Origin of the sequence: Mumia sp. ZJ1417 (genome assembly GCF_014127285.1) — a bacterium.
In the GTDB taxonomy this organism is placed as follows: Bacteria; Actinomycetota; Actinomycetes; order Propionibacteriales; family Nocardioidaceae; genus Mumia.
Genome location: NZ_CP059901.1, coordinates 1,647,495 through 1,669,729 on the forward strand (window position 1 = coordinate 1,647,495; position 22,235 = coordinate 1,669,729).

24 protein-coding genes and 1 pseudogene are annotated in these 22,235 nt (G+C 71.6%); 20 read left to right on the forward strand and 5 right to left on the reverse strand.

Going from position 1 to position 22,235, the window contains the following annotated elements; genetic code table 11:
• Positions 1-82: 82 nt before the first annotated feature.
• Entirely contained in the window at positions 83-1,246 is a 1,164-nt protein-coding gene (locus H4N58_RS07950) for a Vms1/Ankzf1 family peptidyl-tRNA hydrolase (RefSeq protein WP_167008443.1), read from the forward strand.
• Between the two features lie 10 nt (positions 1,247-1,256).
• On the opposite strand, the gene H4N58_RS07955 is transcribed toward H4N58_RS07950, so the two are convergent.
• The 3 genes and pseudogenes from H4N58_RS07955 to H4N58_RS07965 all read right to left on the reverse strand — a co-directional run bounded on the left by H4N58_RS07955 (position 1,257) and on the right by H4N58_RS07965 (position 3,363).
• Positions 1,257-2,153 (reverse strand): hypothetical protein, encoded by an 897-nt coding sequence (locus H4N58_RS07955; RefSeq protein WP_208322515.1) that lies wholly within the window; start codon positions 2,151-2,153, stop codon positions 1,257-1,259.
• Positions 2,154-2,208: 55 nt separating this feature from the next.
• Positions 2,209-2,696 (reverse strand): annotated as a pseudogene (gene ybaK / locus H4N58_RS07960) (Cys-tRNA(Pro) deacylase).
• Between the two features lie 4 nt (positions 2,697-2,700).
• Positions 2,701-3,363 carry an LON peptidase substrate-binding domain-containing protein gene (locus H4N58_RS07965; RefSeq protein ID WP_167008449.1) on the reverse strand — a complete coding sequence of 221 codons (663 nt, stop codon included), beginning with the start codon at positions 3,361-3,363 and terminating at the stop codon, positions 2,701-2,703.
• A gap of 91 nt (positions 3,364-3,454) precedes the next feature.
• On the opposite strand from H4N58_RS07965, the gene hisD reads away from it, so the two are divergent.
• The 14 genes from hisD to H4N58_RS08035 all read left to right on the forward strand — a co-directional run bounded on the left by hisD (position 3,455) and on the right by H4N58_RS08035 (position 16,229).
• A complete protein-coding gene (gene hisD / locus H4N58_RS07970; RefSeq protein ID WP_167251886.1) occupies positions 3,455-4,780 on the forward strand; it encodes a histidinol dehydrogenase in 1,326 nt (441 codons plus the stop codon).
• Positions 4,777-5,907, forward strand: coding sequence for a histidinol-phosphate transaminase (locus H4N58_RS07975; protein ID WP_167251885.1), 1,131 nt, complete (start codon positions 4,777-4,779; stop codon positions 5,905-5,907). Before hisD ends, H4N58_RS07975 begins: the two co-directional genes overlap by 4 nt.
• Positions 5,904-6,527: an imidazoleglycerol-phosphate dehydratase HisB gene (gene hisB, locus H4N58_RS07980; protein WP_167251884.1), complete on the forward strand. Its 624-nt coding sequence runs from the start codon at positions 5,904-5,906 to the stop codon at positions 6,525-6,527. Before H4N58_RS07975 ends, hisB begins: the two co-directional genes overlap by 4 nt.
• Complete coding sequence (gene hisH / locus H4N58_RS07985; RefSeq protein WP_167008460.1) at positions 6,528-7,163, forward strand: imidazole glycerol phosphate synthase subunit HisH; 636 nt, start codon at positions 6,528-6,530, stop codon at positions 7,161-7,163.
• A 143-nt stretch (positions 7,164-7,306) separates the two neighbouring features.
• Entirely contained in the window at positions 7,307-8,557 is a 1,251-nt protein-coding gene (locus H4N58_RS07990) for a sulfite oxidase (protein WP_167251883.1), read from the forward strand.
• Between the two features lie 127 nt (positions 8,558-8,684).
• The gene (priA, locus tag H4N58_RS07995) at positions 8,685-9,440 is read left to right on the forward strand and encodes a bifunctional 1-(5-phosphoribosyl)-5-((5-phosphoribosylamino)methylideneamino)imidazole-4-carboxamide isomerase/phosphoribosylanthranilate isomerase PriA (protein ID WP_167008466.1); all 756 of its coding nucleotides are present in this window, start codon (positions 8,685-8,687) and stop codon (positions 9,438-9,440) included.
• Positions 9,437-10,198 (forward strand): imidazole glycerol phosphate synthase subunit HisF, encoded by a 762-nt coding sequence (gene hisF / locus H4N58_RS08000; protein WP_167008469.1) that lies wholly within the window; start codon positions 9,437-9,439, stop codon positions 10,196-10,198. Before priA ends, hisF begins: the two co-directional genes overlap by 4 nt.
• Complete coding sequence (locus tag H4N58_RS08005) at positions 10,195-12,063, forward strand: ABC transporter ATP-binding protein (protein ID WP_167251882.1); 1,869 nt, start codon at positions 10,195-10,197, stop codon at positions 12,061-12,063. The genes hisF and H4N58_RS08005 overlap by 4 nt, the downstream gene beginning before the upstream one ends.
• On the forward strand, positions 12,060-13,943 hold the full coding sequence (locus tag H4N58_RS08010) for an ABC transporter ATP-binding protein (RefSeq protein WP_167008475.1): 1,884 nt from the start codon (positions 12,060-12,062) through the stop codon (positions 13,941-13,943). Before H4N58_RS08005 ends, H4N58_RS08010 begins: the two co-directional genes overlap by 4 nt.
• Complete coding sequence (hisI, locus tag H4N58_RS08015) at positions 13,936-14,295, forward strand: phosphoribosyl-AMP cyclohydrolase (RefSeq protein WP_370465459.1); 360 nt, start codon at positions 13,936-13,938, stop codon at positions 14,293-14,295. Before H4N58_RS08010 ends, hisI begins: the two co-directional genes overlap by 8 nt.
• Positions 14,292-14,873 (forward strand): Trp biosynthesis-associated membrane protein, encoded by a 582-nt coding sequence (locus H4N58_RS08020; RefSeq protein ID WP_167251881.1) that lies wholly within the window; start codon positions 14,292-14,294, stop codon positions 14,871-14,873. Before hisI ends, H4N58_RS08020 begins: the two co-directional genes overlap by 4 nt.
• 51 nt (positions 14,874-14,924) lie before the next feature.
• Positions 14,925-15,113 (forward strand): HGxxPAAW family protein, encoded by a 189-nt coding sequence (locus H4N58_RS08025; RefSeq protein ID WP_243843121.1) that lies wholly within the window; start codon positions 14,925-14,927, stop codon positions 15,111-15,113.
• Between the two features lie 67 nt (positions 15,114-15,180).
• On the forward strand, positions 15,181-15,801 hold the full coding sequence (locus H4N58_RS08030; protein WP_167008486.1) for an RDD family protein: 621 nt from the start codon (positions 15,181-15,183) through the stop codon (positions 15,799-15,801).
• Positions 15,798-16,229 (forward strand): DUF2752 domain-containing protein, encoded by a 432-nt coding sequence (locus tag H4N58_RS08035; protein WP_167251880.1) that lies wholly within the window; start codon positions 15,798-15,800, stop codon positions 16,227-16,229. The genes H4N58_RS08030 and H4N58_RS08035 overlap by 4 nt, the downstream gene beginning before the upstream one ends.
• Before the next feature lie 74 nt (positions 16,230-16,303).
• Here H4N58_RS08035 and H4N58_RS08040 read toward each other — a convergent pair whose 3' ends face one another.
• Both H4N58_RS08040 and H4N58_RS08045 read right to left on the reverse strand, forming a co-directional pair.
• Positions 16,304-16,711: a DUF4190 domain-containing protein gene (locus H4N58_RS08040; RefSeq protein ID WP_167008492.1), complete on the reverse strand. Its 408-nt coding sequence runs from the start codon at positions 16,709-16,711 to the stop codon at positions 16,304-16,306.
• Positions 16,712-16,781: 70 nt separating this feature from the next.
• Positions 16,782-17,144: a DUF4190 domain-containing protein gene (locus H4N58_RS08045; protein WP_182397158.1), complete on the reverse strand. Its 363-nt coding sequence runs from the start codon at positions 17,142-17,144 to the stop codon at positions 16,782-16,784.
• 181 nt (positions 17,145-17,325) lie between these two features.
• On the opposite strand from H4N58_RS08045, the gene trpC reads away from it, so the two are divergent.
• From trpC to H4N58_RS08070, 5 genes are all read left to right on the forward strand, one after another.
• The gene (gene trpC, locus H4N58_RS08050) at positions 17,326-18,132 is read left to right on the forward strand and encodes an indole-3-glycerol phosphate synthase TrpC (protein WP_167008499.1); all 807 of its coding nucleotides are present in this window, start codon (positions 17,326-17,328) and stop codon (positions 18,130-18,132) included.
• 72 nt (positions 18,133-18,204) lie between these two features.
• Complete coding sequence (gene trpB, locus H4N58_RS08055) at positions 18,205-19,455, forward strand: tryptophan synthase subunit beta (RefSeq protein WP_167008501.1); 1,251 nt, start codon at positions 18,205-18,207, stop codon at positions 19,453-19,455.
• Positions 19,452-20,291, forward strand: coding sequence for a tryptophan synthase subunit alpha (gene trpA / locus H4N58_RS08060; protein WP_167251879.1), 840 nt, complete (start codon positions 19,452-19,454; stop codon positions 20,289-20,291). Before trpB ends, trpA begins: the two co-directional genes overlap by 4 nt.
• Positions 20,288-21,283 (forward strand): prolipoprotein diacylglyceryl transferase, encoded by a 996-nt coding sequence (gene lgt / locus H4N58_RS08065; protein WP_167251878.1) that lies wholly within the window; start codon positions 20,288-20,290, stop codon positions 21,281-21,283. The genes trpA and lgt overlap by 4 nt, the downstream gene beginning before the upstream one ends.
• A 9-nt stretch (positions 21,284-21,292) precedes the next feature.
• The gene (locus H4N58_RS08070) at positions 21,293-22,045 is read left to right on the forward strand and encodes a VIT1/CCC1 transporter family protein (RefSeq protein ID WP_167008510.1); all 753 of its coding nucleotides are present in this window, start codon (positions 21,293-21,295) and stop codon (positions 22,043-22,045) included.
• The last annotated feature ends 190 nt before the right edge of the window (positions 22,046-22,235 follow it).

A 22,235-nucleotide genomic window follows, 5' to 3' on the forward strand; every position in this document is an offset into this window, starting at 1 on the left:
AGGCCGGTGACCTCGTACGACGGCGGCCGCCTCGCGGCGTCGCCTCGGCAGGTCCCGGGAACCCACGCAGAGAGGGGCGCGGATGCACTTTCAGTGGCTGACCGAGCAGCTTCCTTCCGACGAGATGCTGGCGACGGTGGTGATGGATGCCAGCAGGGACACCGAGAGCGGAGACAGAACGGTCGCCGCGCGATGGTCGGAGCTTCGCCGGTCCCTGGACGGCCAGGGCATCACCAAGGAGATGGCCGCCGTCCTCGAGGAACAGGCGCTGCAGCCGACACGGGCCTCGGGCCCGCACGGGCGGCTGATCGTCGCGGGGGAGAGCGGCATCCTCATGGATCGCCTGCTGCTGTTCCCGCCTCGCAAGGACGAGGCGGTGCTCTCGATCGGCCCGGACGTGTTCGCGCTGGCCCGCGAGGCTGACGACACGGTCCGCTATCTGCTCGCGGAGATCGACCGTACGGGTGCCGACATCACGCTGTACGACTCGACGTCCGGCGCGGTCGGTGGCGAGCCTCACCGCGAGAGCGTCGACGGTGAGCACGACGTGCTCAACAAGATCCGGGGCGGCGGGCTGTCGCACAAGCGCATCGAGAGCAGGGTCGAGGACTCCTGGGACCGCAACGCCGAGACGGTCGCGGCAGATCTCGACCGGATCGTCCTCGAGCGTCGTCCCGACCTGGTCGTCGTGACCGGTGACGTACGCGCGGTGGCGCTGGTGCAGGGCGCGCTGGGCGCCGCGGCACGCGAGATGACCGAGCACGTCCAGGGAGGTGCCCGTCACAACGGCGTCAACGGTGCCTTCGAGACGCGCATCGACGAGGCGCTGGAGGAGTTCCGTGTCCGCAGGCGGTCGGTGGTGATCGACCGGTTCCGCCAGGAGCTGGGCCGCAACGCGATGGCCGTCACCGGCATCAACCGTGTGCTCGATGCCCTGCGCAAGGCCCAGGTCGAGGAGCTGCTGATCTCCGACGAGGCCGCGGGCCCGGTGAGCACGCTCGCCGACTCCAAGGTCTGGGTCGGCGACAAGCCGCTCGAGCTGTCGATGCACCGCGACGAGATCAGACAGCTGTCGTCCGGCGACGCACGGGCACGGCGGGCGGACCTGGCGCTCGGGACCGCCGCTGCGGTCCAGGATGCGGGGATCACGATCGTCTACCACGACGACGAGATCCTCACCGACGGTGTCGGCGCTCTCCTGCGGTGGGACCCGGCGAAGCCGTCAGGGGTCGTCGAGCCCGGCTGACGGCGCCGGCTCACCTGTCCGACGGCGCGACGGGCCTCTCGAAGATCTGCAGGAACCCGCCGATCACGAAGCCCGCCGCGCCGGCGAACGTCCCCCAGTTGACCAGGCCGAGGTAGAGCACGGCCTCGGTCGCCGGACGGGTGTACGCGGCGAGGCCGGCGAAGAAGAACAGGATCGACCCGACCTGGTTGACGGCGACCACCCACCAGCCAAGCTCGGCGCTCCTCACTCGCACGTGACCGTGCCCGATCTCCAGCTGGGCGAGGTGGCCGGACACCAGGAAGCACACGCAGCCGGCCATGTCCGGGAGCCACATCCACGTGTTGGTCTGTCGTACGGTCAGATCTTCGGCGAACGCGGCGACCAGCGAGACGCCGAAGGCCAGCGTCCCGGCGAAGAGGACCACGGCACTCGCCCACCCGAGGTCGTGCGGCCGGGACCTCCACCAGCGCCACCGCGCCGACCGCAGGGTGCCGTGCTCGTCGATCTCGGTCGGTGCGTTCGTCGCCTGCAGGACCGAGACGTACCCGCCGAGGCTGAAGAAGACGCCTCCCACGAGATAGACGTCGTCCACCGTCCGCGCCGCGCCGATCCCCGCCTGCGCGAGGTAGGCCCCGAGGGCGAAGAGCGACCCGCCGAGCACGAACGACACGGCCGCGACCACGTTGAGTCGTCGCAGGCGCCGTACGGTCGTGGGCTCGGCCTCGACCGCCGAGGTGCCGCCCTCCGCGCCGTGCACCTGGATGCGTCCGCGGCGGCGCGCCGTACGAGACTCCCACTGTGCGGACGTCCCGTCGTGGCGTTCCCAGCGCAGACCTGTCGTGAACCCGCCGATCCCGTCGGCACGCTCGAGCACCCATCGGCCTGGCCGACGGATCGCGGCGCCCTCCTCAGACCGAACCGGCACGCGCGGACTCTAGCAACGCGCGGACGGCCGCGCCGCGCGATTGCGGGCGGGCCGCTCAGCGCCGCGCGACCGGGGCGAGCGTGGCGCGGGTGAGCGCGACGAGGTCGGCTGGGGCGAGGCCGATGTCGTACCCGCGCCTGCCACCGGAGACGTACACGAGATCCCACTCCTCGGCGCTGGCGTCCACGACCGTGCGCAGGGCACGCTTCTGACCGAGCGGCGCGATCCCGCCGACGACGTAGCCGGTCACCCGCTCGGCGAGCGCGGGATCGGCCATCGAGGCCTTCTTGGCGCCGACCACCTTCGCGGCGCCTTGAGGTCCAGCTGGGCGTCGACGGGGATGACACCGACAACGAGCGTCCCGTCGCAGTCGGCGAGGAGGGTCTTGAACACCTGAGCGGCGGGCACGCCGAGCGCCTCGGCGGCCTCGAGCCCGTACGAGACGGCGCGCGGGTCGTGGTCGTACGGGTGCGCCGTCCAGGCGACTCCCGCCTTCTCGAGCACACGGGTCGCCGGCGTGCCTGCGGACTGCTTCTTGGCCACGGGGTCAGTTGGGGGACCAGGACGTCCGTGCGACGTCGACGGCGGGGAGGCTGGGGACGGCACGCATCGCGGCAATCTCGGTCACCATCAGGTGGTGGTAGTAGCGCAGCCGTTCGGCGGCGTCGTCGGCCTCTAGCAGCTCCTGCCGGTCGGGCAGTGTGAGGACGGCGCTGGAGGCGAGCAGGTATGACAGGTCGACCGGGTCGCCCGGCAGCTCCTCGACCTGGGCGTCCAGCCGGAAGCGGTTGAGCTCGATCCGGTAGGCGTCGAACACGGCGTGCGCACGGTCGGCGGCGACGGTGACGTCCTCCCCGACCGGCTCGTCCAGATCCTCGACGTGCCCCCACATGAAGCTCTCGCCGGTCACGCCCGCGTCGAGGCGGATCCGCCCGATCGCGTCCACCGTGAGGTCGTACCGGCCGTCGTCGTAGCCGGTCACGTCGGTGAGGGCGACCTCGACGCCGACCCGGTGGATCGACTGGACGCCGCTCTCGCCGACTTCGTACCCCTCGCGGATCGAGACGATGCCGAACCGGCGCTCGGCCTCGGGGAGGGTCAGGAGGTAGGCGACGAGCTCGCGGTAGCGGTCCTCGAAGACGTGCAGCGACAGCGTCTGTCCGGGGAGGACGACACTCCCGAGCGGGAACAGCGGGATCGAGCGGGCCACGTCGCCAGCCTAACCACGCGAGGGAGTCAGGATCGGCATGTTCGCCATGCGGCGGTGGGTGTCGCCCATCCGGCCTCCGTAGACTTGACCCATGATCCGTCGCACCGACCTGCGGGACACTCCTGCCGGGACGACCGCCGCGCAATACCGTGCGGTGCTCCCGCGCGCGCCGTTCGACGTCGAGGCGGCCGTCGCGGTCGTCCGGCCCATCGTCGAGGACGTGCGACACCGGGGCGTCGAGGCGGTCCTGGACGCGACGGAGCGGTTCGACCACGTGCGCCGCGAGACCCTCGCCGTCGACCCGGCCGACATCCGGATGGCCCTCGAGACGCTCGCGCCGGACGTGCGCGAGGCATTGGAGGAGTCGATCGTCCGGCTGCGTACGACGTGCGAGGCCGAGCTCGAGCACGACGTGGTCACCGCGGTCGCGCCCGGGGCGCGGGTGGAGCGCCGGATCGTCCCGGTCGGGCGTGTCGGTCTCTACGTGCCGGGCGGTCTCGCCCCGCTCGTCTCCAGCGTCCTCATGAACGTCGTCCCCGCCCAGGTGGCGGGTGTGTCCTCGCTGGCGCTCGCGACGCCGCCGCAGCAGGAGTTCGGGGGCGCCCCGCACCCGACCGTCCTCGCGGCGTGCGCGCTGCTCGGCGTGGAGGAGGTGTACGCGGTCGGCGGTGCGCAGGCGATCGCGATGTTCGCGTACGGGGCTGCTCCGTGCGAGCCGGTCGACCTGGTGACGGGTCCGGGCAACATCTACGTGGTCGCCGCCAAGCGACTGGTGCAGAGCGTCACCGGCATCGACTCCGAGGCCGGTCCGACCGAGATCGCGATCCTCGCCGACGACACCGCAGTGCCGTCGTTCGTCGCAGCAGACCTCATCAGCCAGGCCGAGCACGACCCGCTCGCGGCCGCGGTGCTGGTCACGCCGAGCGTCGCGCTCGCCGACGCCGTCGACGCGGAGCTCGCGCGCCAGGTGTCGGCTGCCAAGCACGCGGAGCGCATCGAGACCGCGCTCACCTCGCCGCAGTCCGCGACCGTGCTGGTCCGCGACGTCGCGCAGGGCCTCGACGTCGTCAACGCCTATGCCGCGGAGCACCTCGAGATCCAGACGGCCGACGCCGCCGCGGTGGCGTCGCGCGTGGAGAACGCGGGCGCGGTCTTCGTCGGGAGCTGGTCGCCGGTCTCGCTGGGCGACTACGCCGCTGGCTCGAACCACGTGCTTCCCACCGCCGGGTGCGCTTGCCACTCGTCGGGCCTGTCGGTCCGGTCGTTCTGCAAGAGCATGCAGGTCGTCTCGTACGACGAGGGCGCGCTGCGCGACATCGGTCCCAAGGTCGTGGTGCTCGCTCAGGCCGAGGACCTCCCGTCGCACGGCGAGGCCGTGACGGTGCGCCTCGACGCCCCTGAGGGGAGCGCGTCGTGACCCTCCCCGAGTGGGTGCCGATCCGTGACGACCTGCGCCCGTACGAGCCGTACGGCGCGCCGCAGCTCGACGTGCCGGTGCAGCTGAACGTCAACGAGAACCCGTACGGCCCGTCCAAGGCGACCGCCGACGACATCGCGGAGTCGCTGCGCGTGGCCGCGACCGAGCTCAACCGCTATCCCGACCGCGAGGCGTGGGCGCTGCGCGAGGCGCTCGCCGGCTACCTCGGGCACGGCCTGCGTGCGGGCTCGGTCTGGGCCGCCAACGGGTCCAACGAGATCATGCAGCAGATCCTGCAGGCCTTCGGCGGCCCCGGACGCACGGCGGCGTCGTTCACGCCGACGTACTCGATGTATCCCGAGTACGCCCGCAACACGCACACGCGCTGGCTCGCCGGGCGCCGCGCCGACGACTTCACCTTCGACGTCGACGCCGCGCTCGCGCTGATCGCCGAGGAGCAGCCGGACGTGGTGCTGCTCGCCTCGCCCAACAACCCGACGGGCGAGTCGCTGACGCTCGGCGCGGTGCGCGCGGTGTGCGACGCCGCGCCGGGGATCGTCGTGCTCGACGAGGCGTATGCGGAGTTCCGCCGTCCGGGGACGCCGACCGCCCTGTCGGTGCTCGGCGACTACCCGCGACTGGTCGTGACGCGCACGATGAGCAAGGCGTTCGCGTTCGCCGGAGGCAGGCTGGGCTACCTCGCCGCCGATCCCGCGATCGTCGACGCGCTGCGCATCGTGCGCCTTCCGTACCACCTCTCGACCGTCACGCAGACCGTCGCCCTCGCGGCGCTGCGGCATGCCGACGAGATGCTCGCGCGCGTCGCGGACCTGCGGACGACTCGCGACGAGACGGCAGCCTGGCTGCGCGAGCGGGGGCACGACGTCGTCGACTCCGACGCCAACTTCGTGCTGTTCGGGACGTTCGCCGACCGGCACGCCGTGTGGCAGGGTCTTCTCGACAGGGGGGTGCTGATCCGCGAGACCGGGCCCGACGGCTGGCTTCGCGTCAGCATCGGCGCGCCCGAGGAGATGGCGGCGTTCCGCGAGGCGCTGAGCGGCGTGGTCGCGACCGACGGGGTCTCGACGGGCTCGACCGACGGACGTACCGACCAGGAGGACGCATGACCACGACGATCGAGACCGCCGGTCCCCGTCGCGCCCGTGTCGAGCGCAAGACGTCGGAGTCCCACGTCGTCGTCGAGGTCGACCTCGACGGCACCGGCGCGCACGACATCGCGACCGGGGTCGGCTTCTACGACCACATGCTGACGGCGCTCTCACGGCACTCGCTGATCGACCTCACGGTGCGCTCCGAGGGCGACCTCCACATCGACGCGCACCACACCGTCGAGGACACGGCCATCTGCATCGGCGAGGCGATCAAGGCCGCGCTGGGCGACAAGGCGGGCATCCGCCGGTACGGCGACGCGCTTGTGCCGCTCGACGAGGCGCTCGCGCAGGCGGTCGTCGACGTCTCGGGCCGCCCGTACTTCGTGCACACCGGCGAGCCGGAGTCGCAGGTCACGGTCGTGATCGGCGGCCAGTACAGCGGCTCGCTGACGCAGCACGTCCTCGAGTCGCTCGCGCACCACGCGGGGCTGACGATGCACGTCCGCCTGGTAGCGGGACGCGACCCGCACCACATCGCCGAGGCGCAGTACAAGGCGGTGGCGCGTGCGCTGCGTCAGGCCGTCGAGCGTGACCCCCGCGAGACCGGGGTGCCCAGCACCAAGGGCGCGCTCTAGATGGCACCGAACGTCGTCGTGCTCGACTACGGGTCGGGCAACCTGCGGTCTGCCGTGCGCGCGTTCGAACGTGCCGGGGCGGAGGTCACGCTGACGTCGGACTTCGATACGGCGCTCGAGGCCGACGGGCTCGTCGTCCCCGGTGTCGGCGCGTACGCGGCGTGCATGCAGGGTCTGCGTGCGGTCCGTGGTGAGCGCCTCATCGGGCGCAGGCTCGCGGGCGGTCGGCCCGTGATCGGCATCTGCGTCGGCATGCAGATCCTCTTCGGCACCGGCATCGAGCACGGCGTCACGACCGAGGGGTGCGACGAGTGGCCGGGCACGGTCGAGCGGATCGAGGCCGACATCGTGCCGCACATGGGCTGGAACACCGTGGAGGTCCCCGCAGGCTCGGTGCTCTTCGACGGTGTCGAGGACGAGCGGTTCTACTTCGTGCACTCGTACGGTGTGCGCCGCTGGGAGCTCGACGAGCCCAACCCGGCGATGCCGGCGCGGGTGACCTGGACCTCGTACGGTGGCGACCGCTTCGTTGCGGCGGTGGAGAACGGTCCGCTGTCGGCGACGCAGTTCCACCCGGAGAAGTCCGGCGACGCGGGCGCCGCGCTGCTGCGCAACTGGGTCACCTCCCTCTCCTAACGCCCGCGGGTCTGTCTCTGCCCGGGCCGGGTCGCTGCCTGCGCACGCCGGGTCGCCTTCTGGCGGCGCCGGGTCACCGTGGCTTCCGATCCGCGTGCGCGAAACCCTGCCCCGGGCGCCCTCGCGTCCCTAGCCTCGCGGGCATGTCGCCCGATCCTGCGCCTTCGCCCTCCCTCGCCCGCCGCGACGTTCTCCGGCTCGGCGGCGGGACAGCCGCCGCGCTCGTCGCCGCCCGTACGGTGGGCAGCGGTGCCGCCGCCGCAACGCCGTCGCCGTTGACCTCTCCCTTCACGCCGGCGGTGGCGGGCCCGATCCTCAAGCCGCTCCCGCCCGAGTGGTTCGTCACCTACGGGACCAACGCCGAGATGCGATGGGACTCTGTCGATCCTCGCCGCTACCTGACGGCGACCGAGCGATTGTTCGTCCGCAACCACACGACCACGCCGACGATCGATCCGGCGTCATACACGCTGCGCATCTTCGGTGACGGCCTCGCTGATGCCCGGACGCCCGAGCGCGCGCACGTCCTCTCGTACGACGACCTTCTGCGGCTGCCGTCTCGTACGGTCACGAGCCTGCTGGAGTGCACGGGCAACGGGCGCAGCTTCTTCGCGAGCCAGCAGGGCACCCCCGCGAGCGGGACTGCGTGGCAGCTCGGCGCCGTCGGCACGGTCCGCTGGACCGGCGTCCCGCTCGCGACCGTGCTGCGGCGGCTCGGAGTGCGGCCTGACGCCGTGGACGTCCAGGCGGCCGGGCTTGATGCGCCGTTCGTGAGCGGGGGAGTCGACTACGGCCGTGTCCGGCGCCCGTTCCCTGTCTCGAAGGCGCTCGACGACGCCCTGCTCGTATACGCGATGAACGGACGCCCGCTGCTGCCCGACCACGGCTTCCCCGTACGGCTCCTGCTGCCGGGATGGGTCGGGATCGCCAACATCAAGTGGCTCGGTGAGCTTGAGGTCTCGCGGGCGGCGCTGACGTCGCCATGGAACACGAAGTGGTATCGGATGACGGGCGGTGACTACCCGGTCGACTCGCCCCCCTTGACCGTCCTGCCGGTGAAGTCGGCGTTCGAGCTGGCTCGTGACGCCGTCCTCCCCGTGGGCCGCCGTACCGTCCTCACCGGCCGCGCATGGTCGGGAGCCGCGCCCGTCGCGCGCGTCGAGGTGAGCACCGACGGGGGAGAGTCGTGGGACAACGCGCAGCTGACGCGGCGCGGGCACGGCGGCGGGTGGGCGCAGTGGGCGTACCCATGGCGTCCCCGGACCGCCGGCCAACACGTCCTGCTGGCCCGCGCCACCGACCGCGCCGGCCGTACGCAGCCCGAGACCGTGCCGTACAACGACAACGGCTACCTGTTCTCGGCGGTCGTCCGGCACCCGGTGTCCGTGGCGTAGTGACCCGGGGGCGCCCGGGAGTGACCCGGGGGCGCTCGGCAGTGACCCGGGGGCGCCCGGGAGTGACCCGGGGTCCAAGGTGCGGGCAGGGCCGGGCGTGTCCTAGGCCGTGGGTACGATCGAGGACGTGACCACGCTCGAGCTCCTCCCCGCCGTCGACGTCATTGAAGGACAGGCCGTCCAGCTCGTCCAGGGGGTGGCCGGCTCTGAGAAAACGTTCGGCGACGCTGTCTCGGCGGCGCTGCGCTGGCAGGACGGCGGCTCGGAGTGGCTGCATCTGGTCGACCTCGACGCCGCCTTCGGGCGCGGCTCCAACGCCGAGCTCCTCGCGCAGATCGTGGCCGCCGTCGACATGAAGGTCGAGATGTCCGGCGGCATCCGCGACGACGCCTCGCTCGACCGGGCGATGGCGACGGGCTGTCGTCGCGTCAACATCGGCACGGCCGCGCTCGAGAACCCGGACTGGTGCGCCAAGGCGATCGCCACGTACGGCGACCGGGTGGCGGTCGGCCTCGACGTCCGCGGCCGTACGCTCGCCGCGCGCGGCTGGACCCGCGAGGGTGGTGACCTGTACGAGGTGCTGGCCCGTCTCGACGCCGAGGGCTGTGCGCGCTACGTCGTCACGGACGTCAACAAGGACGGCATGCTCCAGGGCCCCAACCTCCAGCTCCTCCGCGACGTGTGCGCGGCGACAGACCGACCTGTGGTCGCCTCGGGCGGCGTGACCACGCTCGACGACCTGCGGGCGATCGCCGGCCTCGTCGACGAGGGCGTCGAGGGCGCGATCATCGGCACCGCTCTGTACGCCGGCAACTTCACGCTCCCCGACGCCCTCGCGGCGGTCGCGCAGATCGGCGAGGGCACCGAGGGCGCAGCCTCGTGAGCCTGGCCGTCCGCGTCATCCCGTGCCTCGACGTCGACGCCGGGCGCGTCGTCAAGGGTGTCAACTTCGTCGACCTGCGTGACGCGGGGGACCCCGTCGAGATGGCACGTGTGTACGACGCCGAGGGTGCCGACGAGCTGACCTTCCTCGACATCACCGCCTCCTCCGACGCGCGCGCGACCACGTTCGACGTCGTCGCGCAGACGGCCGAGGAGGTGTTCATCCCGCTCACGGTCGGCGGCGGCATCCGTACCGTCGACGACGTCGACCGCCTCCTGCGCGCCGGCGCCGACAAGATCGGCGTCAACACGGCGGCCCTCCAGCGGCCCGAGCTCATCGCCGAGATCGCGGCGCGCTTCGGCAACCAGGTGCTCGTCCTGTCCGTCGACGCCCGCCGCGCCGCGGACCAGCCCTCCGGCTTCGAGGTCACCACCCACGGCGGCCGTACGTCGGCTGGGCGTGACGCGATCGCCTGGGTCCGGACGGCCACGGAGCTCGGCATCGGCGAGGTGCTGCTCAACTCGATGGACGCCGACGGGACGCGCGACGGATTCGACCTCGAGATGATCAGCGCCGCGCGCGCCGTCACCCACGTCCCGCTCATCGCCAGCGGGGGAGCAGGCACACCCGCGCACTTCTGCGAGGCGGTCGACGCCGGTGCTGACGCGCTGCTCGCGGCGAGCGTCTTCCACTTCGGCGTCCTCACCATCGGTCAGGTCAAGGACGCACTGCGCGCCGCCGGGCACGTCGTACGGTGAGGTCTCGACAGAGCTCGACCAGCGGAGAGGGCCGCTCGACCAGCGGAGAGGGCCGCTCGACCAGCGGAGAGGGCCGCTCGACCAGCGGTGTCCGTCCGGCGCGCAGCGTCACCCGCCGCGGCTTCGGCATCATCGGTGTCGGCGTCGCCGAGGAGAAGCGCCGCTTCACCCTCGCCGTCATCGGCTCCTTGGTCTACGGCGCGATGACCGTCGCCGACGCGTGGGTCCTCGGGTGGGCCACCGACCACGTCGTGACCCCGTCGTTCCGCGACGGCGAGATCGTCACCGGCGCGGCGGTGATCGCGTCGCTGCTGTTCCTCTCGGTCGCGCTGCTGCGGGCCTGGGGCGTGATCATGCGCCGGCTGATCGGCGGCATCGTCTACTACCGGCTCATGGCCTCGTACCGGCGCCGCGTCACGCGCCGCTACCTCGCGCTCCCGATGTCGTGGCACTCGCGCCACCCGACCGGCCAGCTCCTCTCCAACGCCAACGCCGACGTCGAGGCGACCTGGGGCGTGATGATGCCCCTGCCGATGGCGGTCGGCGTGATCGCGATGCTGGTCACCGCGGTCGTCGTGATGCTCACCGCCGACGTGGTCCTGACGTTGGTCGGGCTGGTGGTGTTCCCGGCGCTGTTCGCGATCAACGTCGGCTACCAGCGCCTGCTCTCGCCGCGCGTCACCCGAGCCCAGGAGCTGCGCGGGCACGTCAGCGCCGTCGCTCACGAGTCGTTCGACGGCGCGCTCGTCGTCAAGACCCTCGGCCGTGAGGCGGAGGAGACCGCACGCTTCGCCGCCACGGCCGAGGAGCTGCGCGACGCGAACGTGGCGGCCGGGCGGATCCGCTCGATCTTCGATCCCGTGATCGAGATGCTGCCCAACCTCGGGGTGCTCCTCGTCGTCGTCCTCGGGGTCGAGCGCGTCCTCGCCGGCGACATCGAGGCCGGTGCGGTCGTCCAGGTGGCCTACCTCTTCACGGTCGTCGGGTGGCCTGTCCGCGCGTTCGGCTGGGTGCTGGGCGAGCTGCCTCGTACGGTCGTCGGCTGGGAGCGAGTCCAGGCCGTGCTGCGCGCCACCGGTGACATGCCGTACGGCCAAGCCGCGCTGGCCGGAGACGGCCCGCTGCGGGTGGAGGTCAAGGACGTGTCGTACGGGTACGAGGCGCGCCGCCCCGTCCTCGACAACCTCGATCTCACCCTCGAGCCGGGCACCGTGACCGCGATCGTGGGGCTCACCGGCTCCGGCAAGAGCACGCTCGCCTCGCTCCTCGACCGGTTGGTCGACCCGAACGACGGCCGGATCCTCCTCGACGGCACCGACATCGCCTCCCTGTCGCACGAGGCACTCGCCGAGGCCGTCGCCCTCGTGCCGCAGCACACGTTCATCTTCGACGACACCGTCCGCGACAACATCACGCTCGGCGCCGACGTCGACGACGCACGTGTCCGTGAGGTGCTCGCCCTCACCCAGGCGGCCGAGTTCGTCGACGCGCTGCCCGACAGTGTCGACACCCGGCTGGGCGAGCGGGGCACGACGCTGTCCGGCGGCCAGCGGCAGCGCCTGGCGCTCGCGCGGGCGCTCGTCCGCGACCCTCGGCTGCTCCTCCTCGACGACGCGACGAGCGCGCTCGACCCCGACGTCGAGCAGCGCATCCTGTCTGCGCTGGCGCGCTCGACGGCGTCGGGCAGCGGGCCGACGGTCTTCGTCGTCGCGTACCGCAAGGCGACCATCGCGCTCGCCGACGAGGTCCTGTTCCTGCGGGGCGGCCGCGTCGTCGACCGCGGGACGCACGCCGAGCTCGTCGCGCGCTCGCCCGAGTACGCCGACATCGTCCAGGCGTACGACACGACCCGGGAGGCGCCGTGAGCACCCGGGTGACCACGACCAGCAGCGCCGTGGGCGGAGCCGAGACCCCGCGCGTGCGTGGCCTCGGCGTGCTCCGTCGTGGGTTCGCGCTGACGCCTTCCCTCGCCACGGGGCTCCCTCTGACCTTGCTGCTCGCGGCGCTGAGCACGGTCGGCGGTGCCGTCGTCCCGGTCGTCGTCCAGGTCGCGATCGACCGTGGGCTCGCCGTCGAAGGCGGACCCGACGAGGGCCTGGTGGTGCGCTGGAGCATGGTGGCCGCCGGCATCGTGCTGCTCACCGCGGTGTGCGCGTGGGCGATGAAGATCCGCCTGTTCGTCGCCAGCGAGCGCGGCCTGACCGACCTGCGCGTCAAGGCGTTCCGCCACGTCCACGACCTCTCCGTGCTCACCCAGGACCGCGAGCGCCGTGGCGCCCTCGTGTCGCGGGTGACCTCCGACATCGACCAGGTCTCGCTGTTCCTCCAGTTCAACGGGATCATGATCGTCACCAGTCTCGGTCAGGTGGCGGTCGCGACCGTCATCATGGCGTTCTACAGCTGGCAGCTGACGATCGTGGTGTGGATCTGCTTCGTCCCGCTCGTCGTCACGCTCGTGGCGCTTCAGGGCCGGATGGCACGGGCGTACGACCATGCCCGCGCGACCGTCGGCACGATGCTGGCGGTCATCGCCGAGCCCGTGGTGGGTGCCTCGGTGGTTCGTGCGTACGGGGTGGAGCGCCGCACGCAGCGCCGGATCGACGAGGCGATCGACGTCAACCTGCGAGCCAACATCCGCGCCCAGCGTCTCGTCGCGGGGACCTTCGCCTCTGCGGGCGTCGCGGGCGGTCTGGCCAACGCGGCCGTGATCGTCGTCGGCGTCATGCTCGGAGTCGCCGGCGACCTCACGCTCGGCGGGGTCATCGCGTTCGCGTTCCTCGTGTCGCTGTTCGTCGGCCCCGTGCAGACGGCGACCCAGGTGATCACCGAGGCCCAGAACGCGATCTCCTCGTGGCGGCGGGTGATCGAGATCCTCGACACCCCGGCTGACGTGCGCGACCCCGGCGAGGGTGTCGCGCTGCCGGCTGGAGCGCTCGAGATCGGGTTCGACCACGTCCGCTTCGCCTATCCCGGTGGGCCGGACGTGCTCCACGACGTCGACGTCACGATCCCGGCGCGTCAGCGCGTCGCCGTCGTCGGCGAGACCGGCTCGGGCAAGAGCACCTTCGCCAAGCTCCTGACCCGCCTGTCCGACCCGACGGCGGGCACGGTCACGCTGGACGACGTCGACCTGCGGACGATCGGCTTCGCCACGCTGCGCTCACGTGTCGTGATGGTGCCCCAGGAGGGCTTCCTGTTCGACGCGACGCTCGCCGAGAACCTGCGCTACGGCGATCTCGACGCCTCGCGAGAGCGGATGCGCCACGCCTTCACCGAGCTCGGCATCGACGACTGGTTCGCGTCGCTGCCCGACGGGCTCGACACCGAGGTCGGACAGCGAGGCGAGTCGCTGTCGGCGGGGGAGCGGCAGCTCGTCGCGCTCGTACGCGCCTACCTCGCCGACCCCGACCTGCTGGTCCTGGACGAGGCCACGAGCGCCGTCGACCCCCAGACCGAGATGCGGGCCTCGCGGGCGCTGGAGCGGCTCCTCGCCGGTCGTACCTCCGTCGTCGTCGCCCACCGGCTCTCCACGGCCGAGGCCGCCGACCGCGTTCTGGTCTTCGACGCGGGCATCCTCGTCGAGGACGGGCCGCACGCCGCGCTCGTGGCGCAGGACGGCGTCTACGCCCGGCTGCACGCCTCCTGGGTCGCGCAGGCCCACCTTGGCATCGAGGCCGCGCCTTCCGGCGAGGGCATCGACGACGCCGAGCCTGGAACGGCCTGGGAGAATGGGACGCGTGACTGACTCCGCTCGCCTCGACCCCGCGATCGCCGCACGGCTCAAGCGCGACGAGCACGGCCTCGTGCCTGCCGTCGTCCAGGAGGTCGACACGCACCAGGTGCTGATGGTGGGCTGGATGGACGACGAGGCCCTCCGCCGGACGCTGACGACGGGCCGTTCGACGTTCTGGAGCCGTAGCCGCCACGAGTACTGGGTGAAGGGCGCGACCTCCGGCCACGTCCAGCACGTCCGCGAGGTCCGCCTCGACTGCGATGGCGACACCCTTCTGGTCACGGTCTCGCAGACCGGTCCGGCGTGCCATACCGGTGCCACGACCTGCTTCGACGACGACGTGCTCCTGGAGGCGCCGGCGTGAGCGCTCGCGGCTACGGTTCGACCGTCCTTCTCGGCGTCGTGGGCGGTGCTGCCGCGTTCTTCACGGCCTCGCAGCCGTGGTCGCGCGTCACCGTCGAGACCGAGGGCCTGGCGCGCGACGTGGTGAGCGTCAACGGCAACGAGGCGCTCCCGGTCGTCGGCGGGCTCGCCCTGGTGGCACTCGCCGGCATCGTCGCGGTGCTGGCGTCGCGCGGCCGGGTCCGTACGGCCGTCGGCGTCGTCGTGACGCTCGCCTCGCTGGCGGCCGCGGTCGCGGTAGCGCTCGGAGGCGACGCCGTCCACGACGCGCTCGTCACCTCGCTGGCCGAGTCGCCCGCGATGGCCGGAGACGCCGCGCTGCAGAGTCGCCTCGCCGACGAGGCGTCGACGACCGCCTGGCGGTGGGCATGTCTCGTGTCGTTGCTGGTCAGCGCGGCGGCGGGTGCGGCGGTCGTGCGCTGGGGCCGCGCGTGGCCGTCGATGGGGAGCCGCTACGAGTCTGTCGGCCAGCAGCGGGCCGAGACCGTCGACGACGACCCGTGGAAGGCACTCGACCGTGGCGAGGACCCGACAGTCTAGGCTTGGGCACTATCCCCGAGCGCCAGTCGCCCCAGAGAGGTTTTGAGAACGATGCATGGTTCTTCCCCCGCAGCCTGGACCGCGGTCGTCATCTGCCTGATCGGATTCACGGTCGGCGGAGTGGCGCTGCTGATGGGGCCGAACTGGGTGCTCTTCTGGGTCGGCGTCGCCCTGACCCTCGGCTCCGCAGTCGTCGCCAAGGTGATGTCCGCGGCGGGTCTGGGCGTCAAGGCGCACTGATCTACGGGACACTGCTCCCCTAGACCGCACGCCGACGTCTGCGACACCGGCGACGAAGGGAGTCCTCGTGTCCTCCGACCAGCCTCCGTACCCCCAACAGCCCCCGCAGGGTCCCTACGGGCCGCCGCCGCAGGGGCCGTACGGCCAACAGCCGCCGCAGTTCGGCCAGTACGGGGGCGGCGGTTACGCCCCGGTCCCGGAGTACGTGCCGCCGTCGCCGTACGCGAGCTGGTGGGCACGCGTCGCCGCCGTCCTCATCGACGGCCTGATCGCCTCGCTGTTGACCGTGGTGCCTGTCATCGTCGGCGTGATCGTCCTCGCAGGGGCGACGGAGACCACGAACACCTCGCTCGACGAGACGAGGAGCGAGATCACCAATGGCGGCCAGTTCGCCCTCGGGCTCGGTCTCATCCTGCTCGGCGTGCTGATCGGCCTCGTCTTCCAGATCTGGAACCAAGGTATCCGTCAGGGGCAGGGCGGTCAGAGCCTCGGCAAGCAGCTGCTCGGCATCAAGGTGATCGAGATGCGCACGGGGGAGCCGCAGGGCGCGGCCAAGGGCGTGCTCCGCTACGTCCTGTACGCCGTCCTCGCGAACGCGTGCTTCCTCGACGTACTGTGGCCGTTGTGGGACGCCAAGAAGCAGACGTGGCACGACATGATCGTGTCGTCCGTCGTCGTGAAGGCGTGACCACGACCGCGACCGCAGCCCGCCCCGTCTCGCGGTGGCGGGCATTGCGGACGCCGCTGCTCGTCGGGGGCGGCGGCCTCGCGGCGGCCGCGCTGCTGCACTTCCGTGACCCGAACGTCTCCGGGAGCTACGGCTACTGCCCGTTCGCGCTGCTCACCGGGCTCGACTGCCCAGGGTGCGGCGGACTGCGTGCCGCGCACGCGCTGACGGACCTCGATATCGCCACAGCCGCGTCGAGCAACATCCTCGCGGTGGCACTCGCTGTCGCGCTCGTGATGGCCTGGGTGGTGTGGCTCCCTCGGCGGTTGCGAGACCCGCGGGCGCGGATGATCGTCCTGACGTCGCGCGTCGGCGTCGCCGTGCTCGGCGTCGCCCTCGCGTTCACGCTCCTGCGCAACACCCCGTGGGGCGCCTGGTTCGCGTCCTAGCAGCAGTGTCCGGCCCGCAGACGTGACGAGGCGCCACCCCGGACAGCGGGTGGCGCCTCGTCGTGCCGTACGGCTCAGTACGTGCCGGACTCGGCGTCGATCGCTCCGGTCGCGAAGAGGCCGACGTAGAGGAGGACGCCAAGGACGGTCAGCACGATCGAGACGATGCCGAGGATGAACCCCGCCTTGGCCATGCCGGTGCCGGTGAGGCGACCCTGCGAGGCTTCGATCTCTGCCTTCGCCTGGTTGCCGAGGATGATGCCGGCGATGCCGATCACACCGCAGCACAGCAGGCCGAGGAGGCCGGTGACGAGCGCCCAGATCGCCTTGTTGGAGGTCTGCGGCGGCACGCCGTACGGGTCACCTCCCGGGGGCGGGTTGTAGCCCGGGGGAGGTCCGCCGTACCCACCGCCCGGGGGCGGGTTGTAGCTCGGGGGCTCGTTGCCCGGGGGCGTCGGGCCGCCCGGAGGGGGATAGCTCATGGTGCTCCTTCGTCAGGGCTCGGAGTGCGCCATTGTGCCGTAGCGGTCGGTGGGGGAGAGAAAGCCCCCGTCAGGCGCTCAGCAGGGCCAGCGGCAGGAAGAAGGTCCCGAGCGTGAAGAGCAGGTAGAGCGCGGAGATCGTGGTGACGACGATTCCCACGATGAAGCCCGCCTGCGCCAGGCCTGCGCCGTCCAGCTGCCCGTACGACTCGGCGATCTCGCGTTTGGCTTGCGCGCCGAGGACGATGCCGGCGATCCCGACGGGGAAGCAGCACAGGACGACGCCGATCAGGCTGCACACGAACGCCCAGACGGCCTTCTGCGAGGTGGGGCGAGGAGGATGCCATCCCGGGGGTGGGGGCGGGGCGCCGTACCCGCCAGGTGGGGGCGGCGTGCCGTACCCGTACGGGCCGGGCGGCGGGGGAGCGCTCACAGATGTCCTCTCGTCCGAGCGCCGCACGGTAGCGCGGCGTCGCAGCGTGCATTCTGCCGCACAGCCATGCCACCAGGGGGCGGTGATCCTCCCCACACCCGGCTGGCTACCCTGGGAAGGACAGACTGCGGCGCAGCGGCGAGCGCGACGCGGTGTCTACGGGTGGGAAGGCAGGTCGGCGATGTCCGTACTCGACGACATCCTCGAAGGAGTGCTCGAGGACCTCGGGGACCGCATGGCCGCGGTCCCGCTCGACGATCTCAAGGAGCGTGCGAGCCGTCAGGACCTCGCGCTCGACCCCATGCCGGCGTTCCGCGCCGACGGGGTCTCGGTCATCGCAGAGGTCAAACGAGCCAGTCCGTCCAAGGGTTCCCTCGCCGACATCAAGGATCCGGCAGCCCTGGCTGTGGACTACGCCGAGGGCGGCGCGGCCGCGATCTCGGTGCTGACCGAGCGCCGGCGCTTCTCCGGCAGCCTGGACGATCTGAAGGCGGTCCGGGCTCAGGTGGACTGCCCGGTCCTGCGCAAGGACTTCATCACGACCTCCTACCAGCTCTGGGAGGCCCGTGCGGCGGGCGCCGACATGGCGCTGCTGATCGTCGCCGCACTTGACCAGCCGGCGCTGGAGTCGCTGATCGAGCGTGCGCGCTCGATCGGCCTGACCCCGCTGGTGGAGGTGCACGACGAGGAGGAGGTCGAGCGCGCGGTCGCGGCCGGCGCCGACCTCGTGGGTGTCAACGCCCGCAACCTCAAGACGCTCGAGGTGGACCGCACCACGTTCTCCCGGCTCTCTCCGCTGATCCCTGACTCGGTCGTGAAGGTCGCCGAGTCGGGAGTGCGTGACACCAAGGACGTCATCGAGTACGCCCGGGCGGGCGCACAGGTCGTCCTGGTCGGAGAGACGCTGGTGACGGGCGGCAACCCGCGCTCGACCGTCGCCGACCTGGTTGCGGCCGGGTCGCACCCCGCTCTGCAGCACCGATGGTGACGGTGGACGACTTCTTCGGCCCTCACCGTCCTCGTCGACACACCTGTTGACGCCACCTGCAAGGATCGACGCATGACCAGCACCTCGGCCTCGGCCGACCCGCGTCCCTCGAGCCTCCCCGACGAGCACGGCCACTTCGGCCGGTTCGGCGGGCGCTTCATGCCCGAGGCGCTCATCGCGCCTCTCGACGAGCTCGAGCGCGCCTGGCGAGAGGCGCTCGTCGACCCGACGTTCACCTCCGAGCTCGACCGGATGCTGCGTGAGTACGCCAACATCCCGAGCCCGCTGTACGAGGCCACGCGGCTGTCGGAGCGGGCGGGGGCTCGGATCCTCCTCAAGCGCGAGGACCTCAACCACACCGGCGCCCACAAGGTCCGCAACGTGCTCGGCCAGGCGCTGCTCGCCAAGCGGATGGGCAAGCACCGCGTGATCGCCGAGACCGGTGCCGGCCAGCACGGGGTCGCGACCGCGACGGCCTGCGCCTACCTCGACCTCGAGTGCGTCGTCTACATGGGCGAGGTCGACACGCAGCGCCAGGCCCTCAACGTGGCCCGCATGCAGATGCTGGGCGCGACGGTGATCCCGGTGACCACCGGCAGCCGTACGCTCAAGGACGCGATCAACGAGGCCCTGCGTGACTGGGTCAGCACGGTCGACGACACCCACTACCTGCTCGGCACGGCCGCGGGCGCGCACCCGTTCCCCGAGATCGTGCGCGACCTGACCCGCGGCATCGGCGACGAGGCGCGCGCGCAGTCGTTCGAGCGGATCGGCGGCCTCCCCGACGCGGCGGTGGCCTGCGTCGGCGGCGGGTCCAACGCGATCGGGCTGTTCGCCGGCTTCCTGAACGACGAGGCGGTGCGCCTGTACGGCTTCGAGGCCGGTGGCGACGGGTTCGAGACCGGACGCCACGCGGCCACCATCACGGCCGGTGACGTCGGCGTCCTGCACGGCACCCGCTCCTACCTCCTTCAGGACGAGGACGGTCAGACCATCGAGTCGCACTCGATCTCGGCCGGGCTCGACTATCCCGGCGTCGGACCCGAGCACGCCTATCTCGCGGAGACCGGTCGCGCGACGTACGAGCCGGTGACCGACGACGAGGCGATGGCCGCGTTCGACCTGCTCTGCAAGACCGAGGGCATCATCCCGGCCATCGAGTCGGCGCACGCGATCGCGGGTGCGCTGCGGATCGCGCCGCAGCTCGCCGAGGAGCTGGGACGGCCGGCGACCATTCTGGTCAACCTCTCGGGGCGTGGCGACAAGGACGTGCACACCGCCGCGGAATACTTCGGCCTGCTCGACGACGGAGGCAAGGCATGAGCGCGCTCGCCGACCTGCTGGCGCGCACGCGCGCGGAGAACCGCCCGGCCCTGGTCGGCTATCTCCCCGCCGGCTTCCCTGACAAGCAGACCGCGATCGACGCGATGGTGGCGATGGTCGAGGGCGGTGTCGACATCGTCGAGATCGGTCTCCCCTACTCCGACCCGGTGATGGACGGCCCGACGATCCAGCGCGCCGCTGACGCGGCCCTGGCGGCCGGTACGAAGATCGCCGACGTGTTCGACACCGTCGAGGTAGTCGCCGCGACCGGTGCGCCGACGCTCGTGATGACCTACTGGAACCCCATCGAGCGGGTGGGCGTCGACACGTTCGCCTCCCGGCTCGCAGCGGTCGGCGGTGCGGGGCTCATCACGCCTGACCTGATCCCTGACGAGGCGGGGGAGTGGGTCGAGGCGTCGTCCGCGCACGGGCTCGACCGCGTGTTCCTCGTCGCCCCGTCCTCGACCGACGAGCGCCTCGCGATGACCGCGAAGGCCTCCAGTGGCTTCCTGTACGCGACGGCAGTGATGGGTGTGACCGGTGCGCGCGCCGCGACCAGCACGGCGGCGCCGGCGCTCGTCGCGCGCGTCCGTACCCACTCCGACATCCCGGTCGGCGTGGGGCTGGGCGTCAGCAACGGTGACCAGGCGGCCGAGGTCGGCGCGTTCGCCGACGCCGTGATCGTCGGCTCTGCCCTCGTCTCGCAGCTACTCGACGCGGGCACCGACACCGCCCGCGGCATCGCCGGCGTACGCCGCCTGGCCGAGGACCTGCGTGCCGGCGTCGAGCGCGCCCGTACCCTCGTTCCCACCCCTGACAAGGGAGCCCTCCCGTGATCCTCGCCTCGATCCCGAGCCCGTCCCAGTCCGTCTGGGAGCTCGGCCCGTTCCCGCTCCGCGCGTACGCCCTGTGCATCATCGCTGGCGTCGTCGCTGCGATCTGGGTCAGCGAGAAGCGGTTCCAGGCCCGGGGCGGCAAGCCCGGCGCGGTCGCGGACGTCGCCGTGTGGGCGATCCCGTTCGGCCTGGTCGGCGCTCGCCTCTACCACGTCGTCACCAACCCCGAGCTCTACTTCGCAGAGGGTCGGGAGCCGATCAAAGCGCTCTACATCTGGGAGGGCGGCCTCGGCATCTGGGGCGCGGTCGCGCTCGGCGCGCTCGGGGCCTACATCGGCTGCCGTCGCCACGGCATCAAGTTCGCGCCGTTCGCCGACGCGCTCGCGCCGGGTGTCCTGCTCGGACAGGCGATCGGTCGCTGGGGCAACTGGTTCAACCAGGAGCTCTTCGGCAGCCCGACCGACAGCCCGTGGGGCCTCGAGATCGACGCGTCGCACCGACCGGTCGGCTACGAGCAGTTCGAGACGTTCCACCCGACCTTCCTGTACGAGTCGCTGTGGAGCCTCGCCGGGTTCTTCGTCCTCATCTGGGCCGATCGCCGCTTCAAGCTGGGCGGTGGCCGCGTGGTCGCGCTGTACGTGGCGATCTACACCGCGGGCAGGTTCTGGATCGAGGGCATGCGCATCGACACCGCCCACGAGTTCCTCGGCCTGCGCCTCAACCAGTGGACGTCGCTGGTGCTGTTCGTCGCGGCCGTCGCGTTGTTCGTGTGGCTCACCAAGACAGGCCGTGGTGCACGCGAGACGGTCGTCCAGGTCGACCCGTCTGCCTCTCGTGACGACTCTGCGGCGGACGACGACGCCGACGACTCGTCCGACGCCGGTGACGGCGACGCGGCGGTCAGGGATGACGCGGAGCCCGAGGGGGACGTGTCTGACGACACGGCTGAGGCAAGCCCATCCTTGGATGACGGCGACGGCTCCCGGTCGTAGATTCGTGGCATGACCGAGGCACGGGCGCCGCAGGAGTCGTCCGGGGAGCCGTACCCGCTCCCCGATCCCGAGACGATCGGCAAGGAGCATCCTGACGTCACGGGCGGCTGGCTGCGCCCCTCGGTGTTCGGCGCCTCTGACGGTCTCGTGTCGAACTTCGCGCTCATCATGGGCATGGCGGGCGGCACGGACGACCCCAAGCCGGTGATCATCGCCGGCGTTGCCGGGCTGGCGGCCGGTGCCTTCTCGATGGCCGTCGGCGAGTACACGTCGGTGGCCAGCCAGGCCGAGTTCGCCCGTGCCGAGGTCGAGCGCGAGCGGCGCGAGATCTTGCGTCACGACGCGCAGGAGCAGGCCGAGCTGGCGTCGATGTTCGTCGCGAAGGGCGTCGACGAGAGCGTGGCGCGCGAGGTGGCCCAGCAGATCCACAGCGACCCTGACAACGCCGTACGGGTCCATGCCCGCGAGGAGTTCGGTGTCGACACGGAGGACCTCCCCTCGCCGATGCTCGCGGCGGTCTCCTCGTTCCTCTCGTTCGCCGTCGGCGCGCTCATCCCGCTGCTACCGCTGATCTTCGGCATCACGTCGATGGTGCCGACGGTCGCCGTGTCGCTGCTGGCGCTGTTCGGGACGGGGGCGCTCGTCACGGCGATCACCGACCGCCCGTGGTGGTTCGGCGGTCTGCGTCAGCTCGTTCTCGGCAGTGCCGCCGCGGGTCTGACGTTCCTGGTCGGGACGTTGGTCGGCGGAGTCTCGGCCTGACACGCTCCGGTGTCCCCGTACGGACGAGACGTACCGCAGAGTCGGAGCCGGCAACAATCGTGTAACCTGGGCAGGCCATGTGAGGGCCAAGGTCGTCCCTTCGGTGTGGTTGTTCCCCGCTGACGGACCGGCATCTCGCACTTTTGAGCAACTCAGTCTTGCGAGCCCCCGTCCGCAGCGCCATAGCGAT

Coding starts and splice junctions, on each gene's coding strand:
- trpC (WP_167008499.1), top strand. CDS start 17,326: ATGTCCGTACTCGACGACATCCTCGAAGGAGTGCTCGAGGACCTCGGG.
- hisH (WP_167008460.1), top strand. CDS start 6,528: ATGGCACCGAACGTCGTCGTGCTCGACTACGGGTCGGGCAACCTGCGG.
- H4N58_RS08070 (WP_167008510.1), top strand. CDS start 21,293: ATGACCGAGGCACGGGCGCCGCAGGAGTCGTCCGGGGAGCCGTACCCG.
- hisD (WP_167251886.1), top strand. CDS start 3,455: ATGATCCGTCGCACCGACCTGCGGGACACTCCTGCCGGGACGACCGCC.
- hisB (WP_167251884.1), top strand. CDS start 5,904: ATGACCACGACGATCGAGACCGCCGGTCCCCGTCGCGCCCGTGTCGAG.
- H4N58_RS07990 (WP_167251883.1), top strand. CDS start 7,307: ATGTCGCCCGATCCTGCGCCTTCGCCCTCCCTCGCCCGCCGCGACGTT.
- trpA (WP_167251879.1), top strand. CDS start 19,452: ATGAGCGCGCTCGCCGACCTGCTGGCGCGCACGCGCGCGGAGAACCGC.
- H4N58_RS07950 (WP_167008443.1), top strand. CDS start 83: ATGCACTTTCAGTGGCTGACCGAGCAGCTTCCTTCCGACGAGATGCTG.
- H4N58_RS08040 (WP_167008492.1), bottom strand. CDS start 16,711: ATGAGCTATCCCCCTCCGGGCGGCCCGACGCCCCCGGGCAACGAGCCC.
- trpB (WP_167008501.1), top strand. CDS start 18,205: ATGACCAGCACCTCGGCCTCGGCCGACCCGCGTCCCTCGAGCCTCCCC.
- H4N58_RS08025 (WP_243843121.1), top strand. CDS start 14,925: ATGCATGGTTCTTCCCCCGCAGCCTGGACCGCGGTCGTCATCTGCCTG.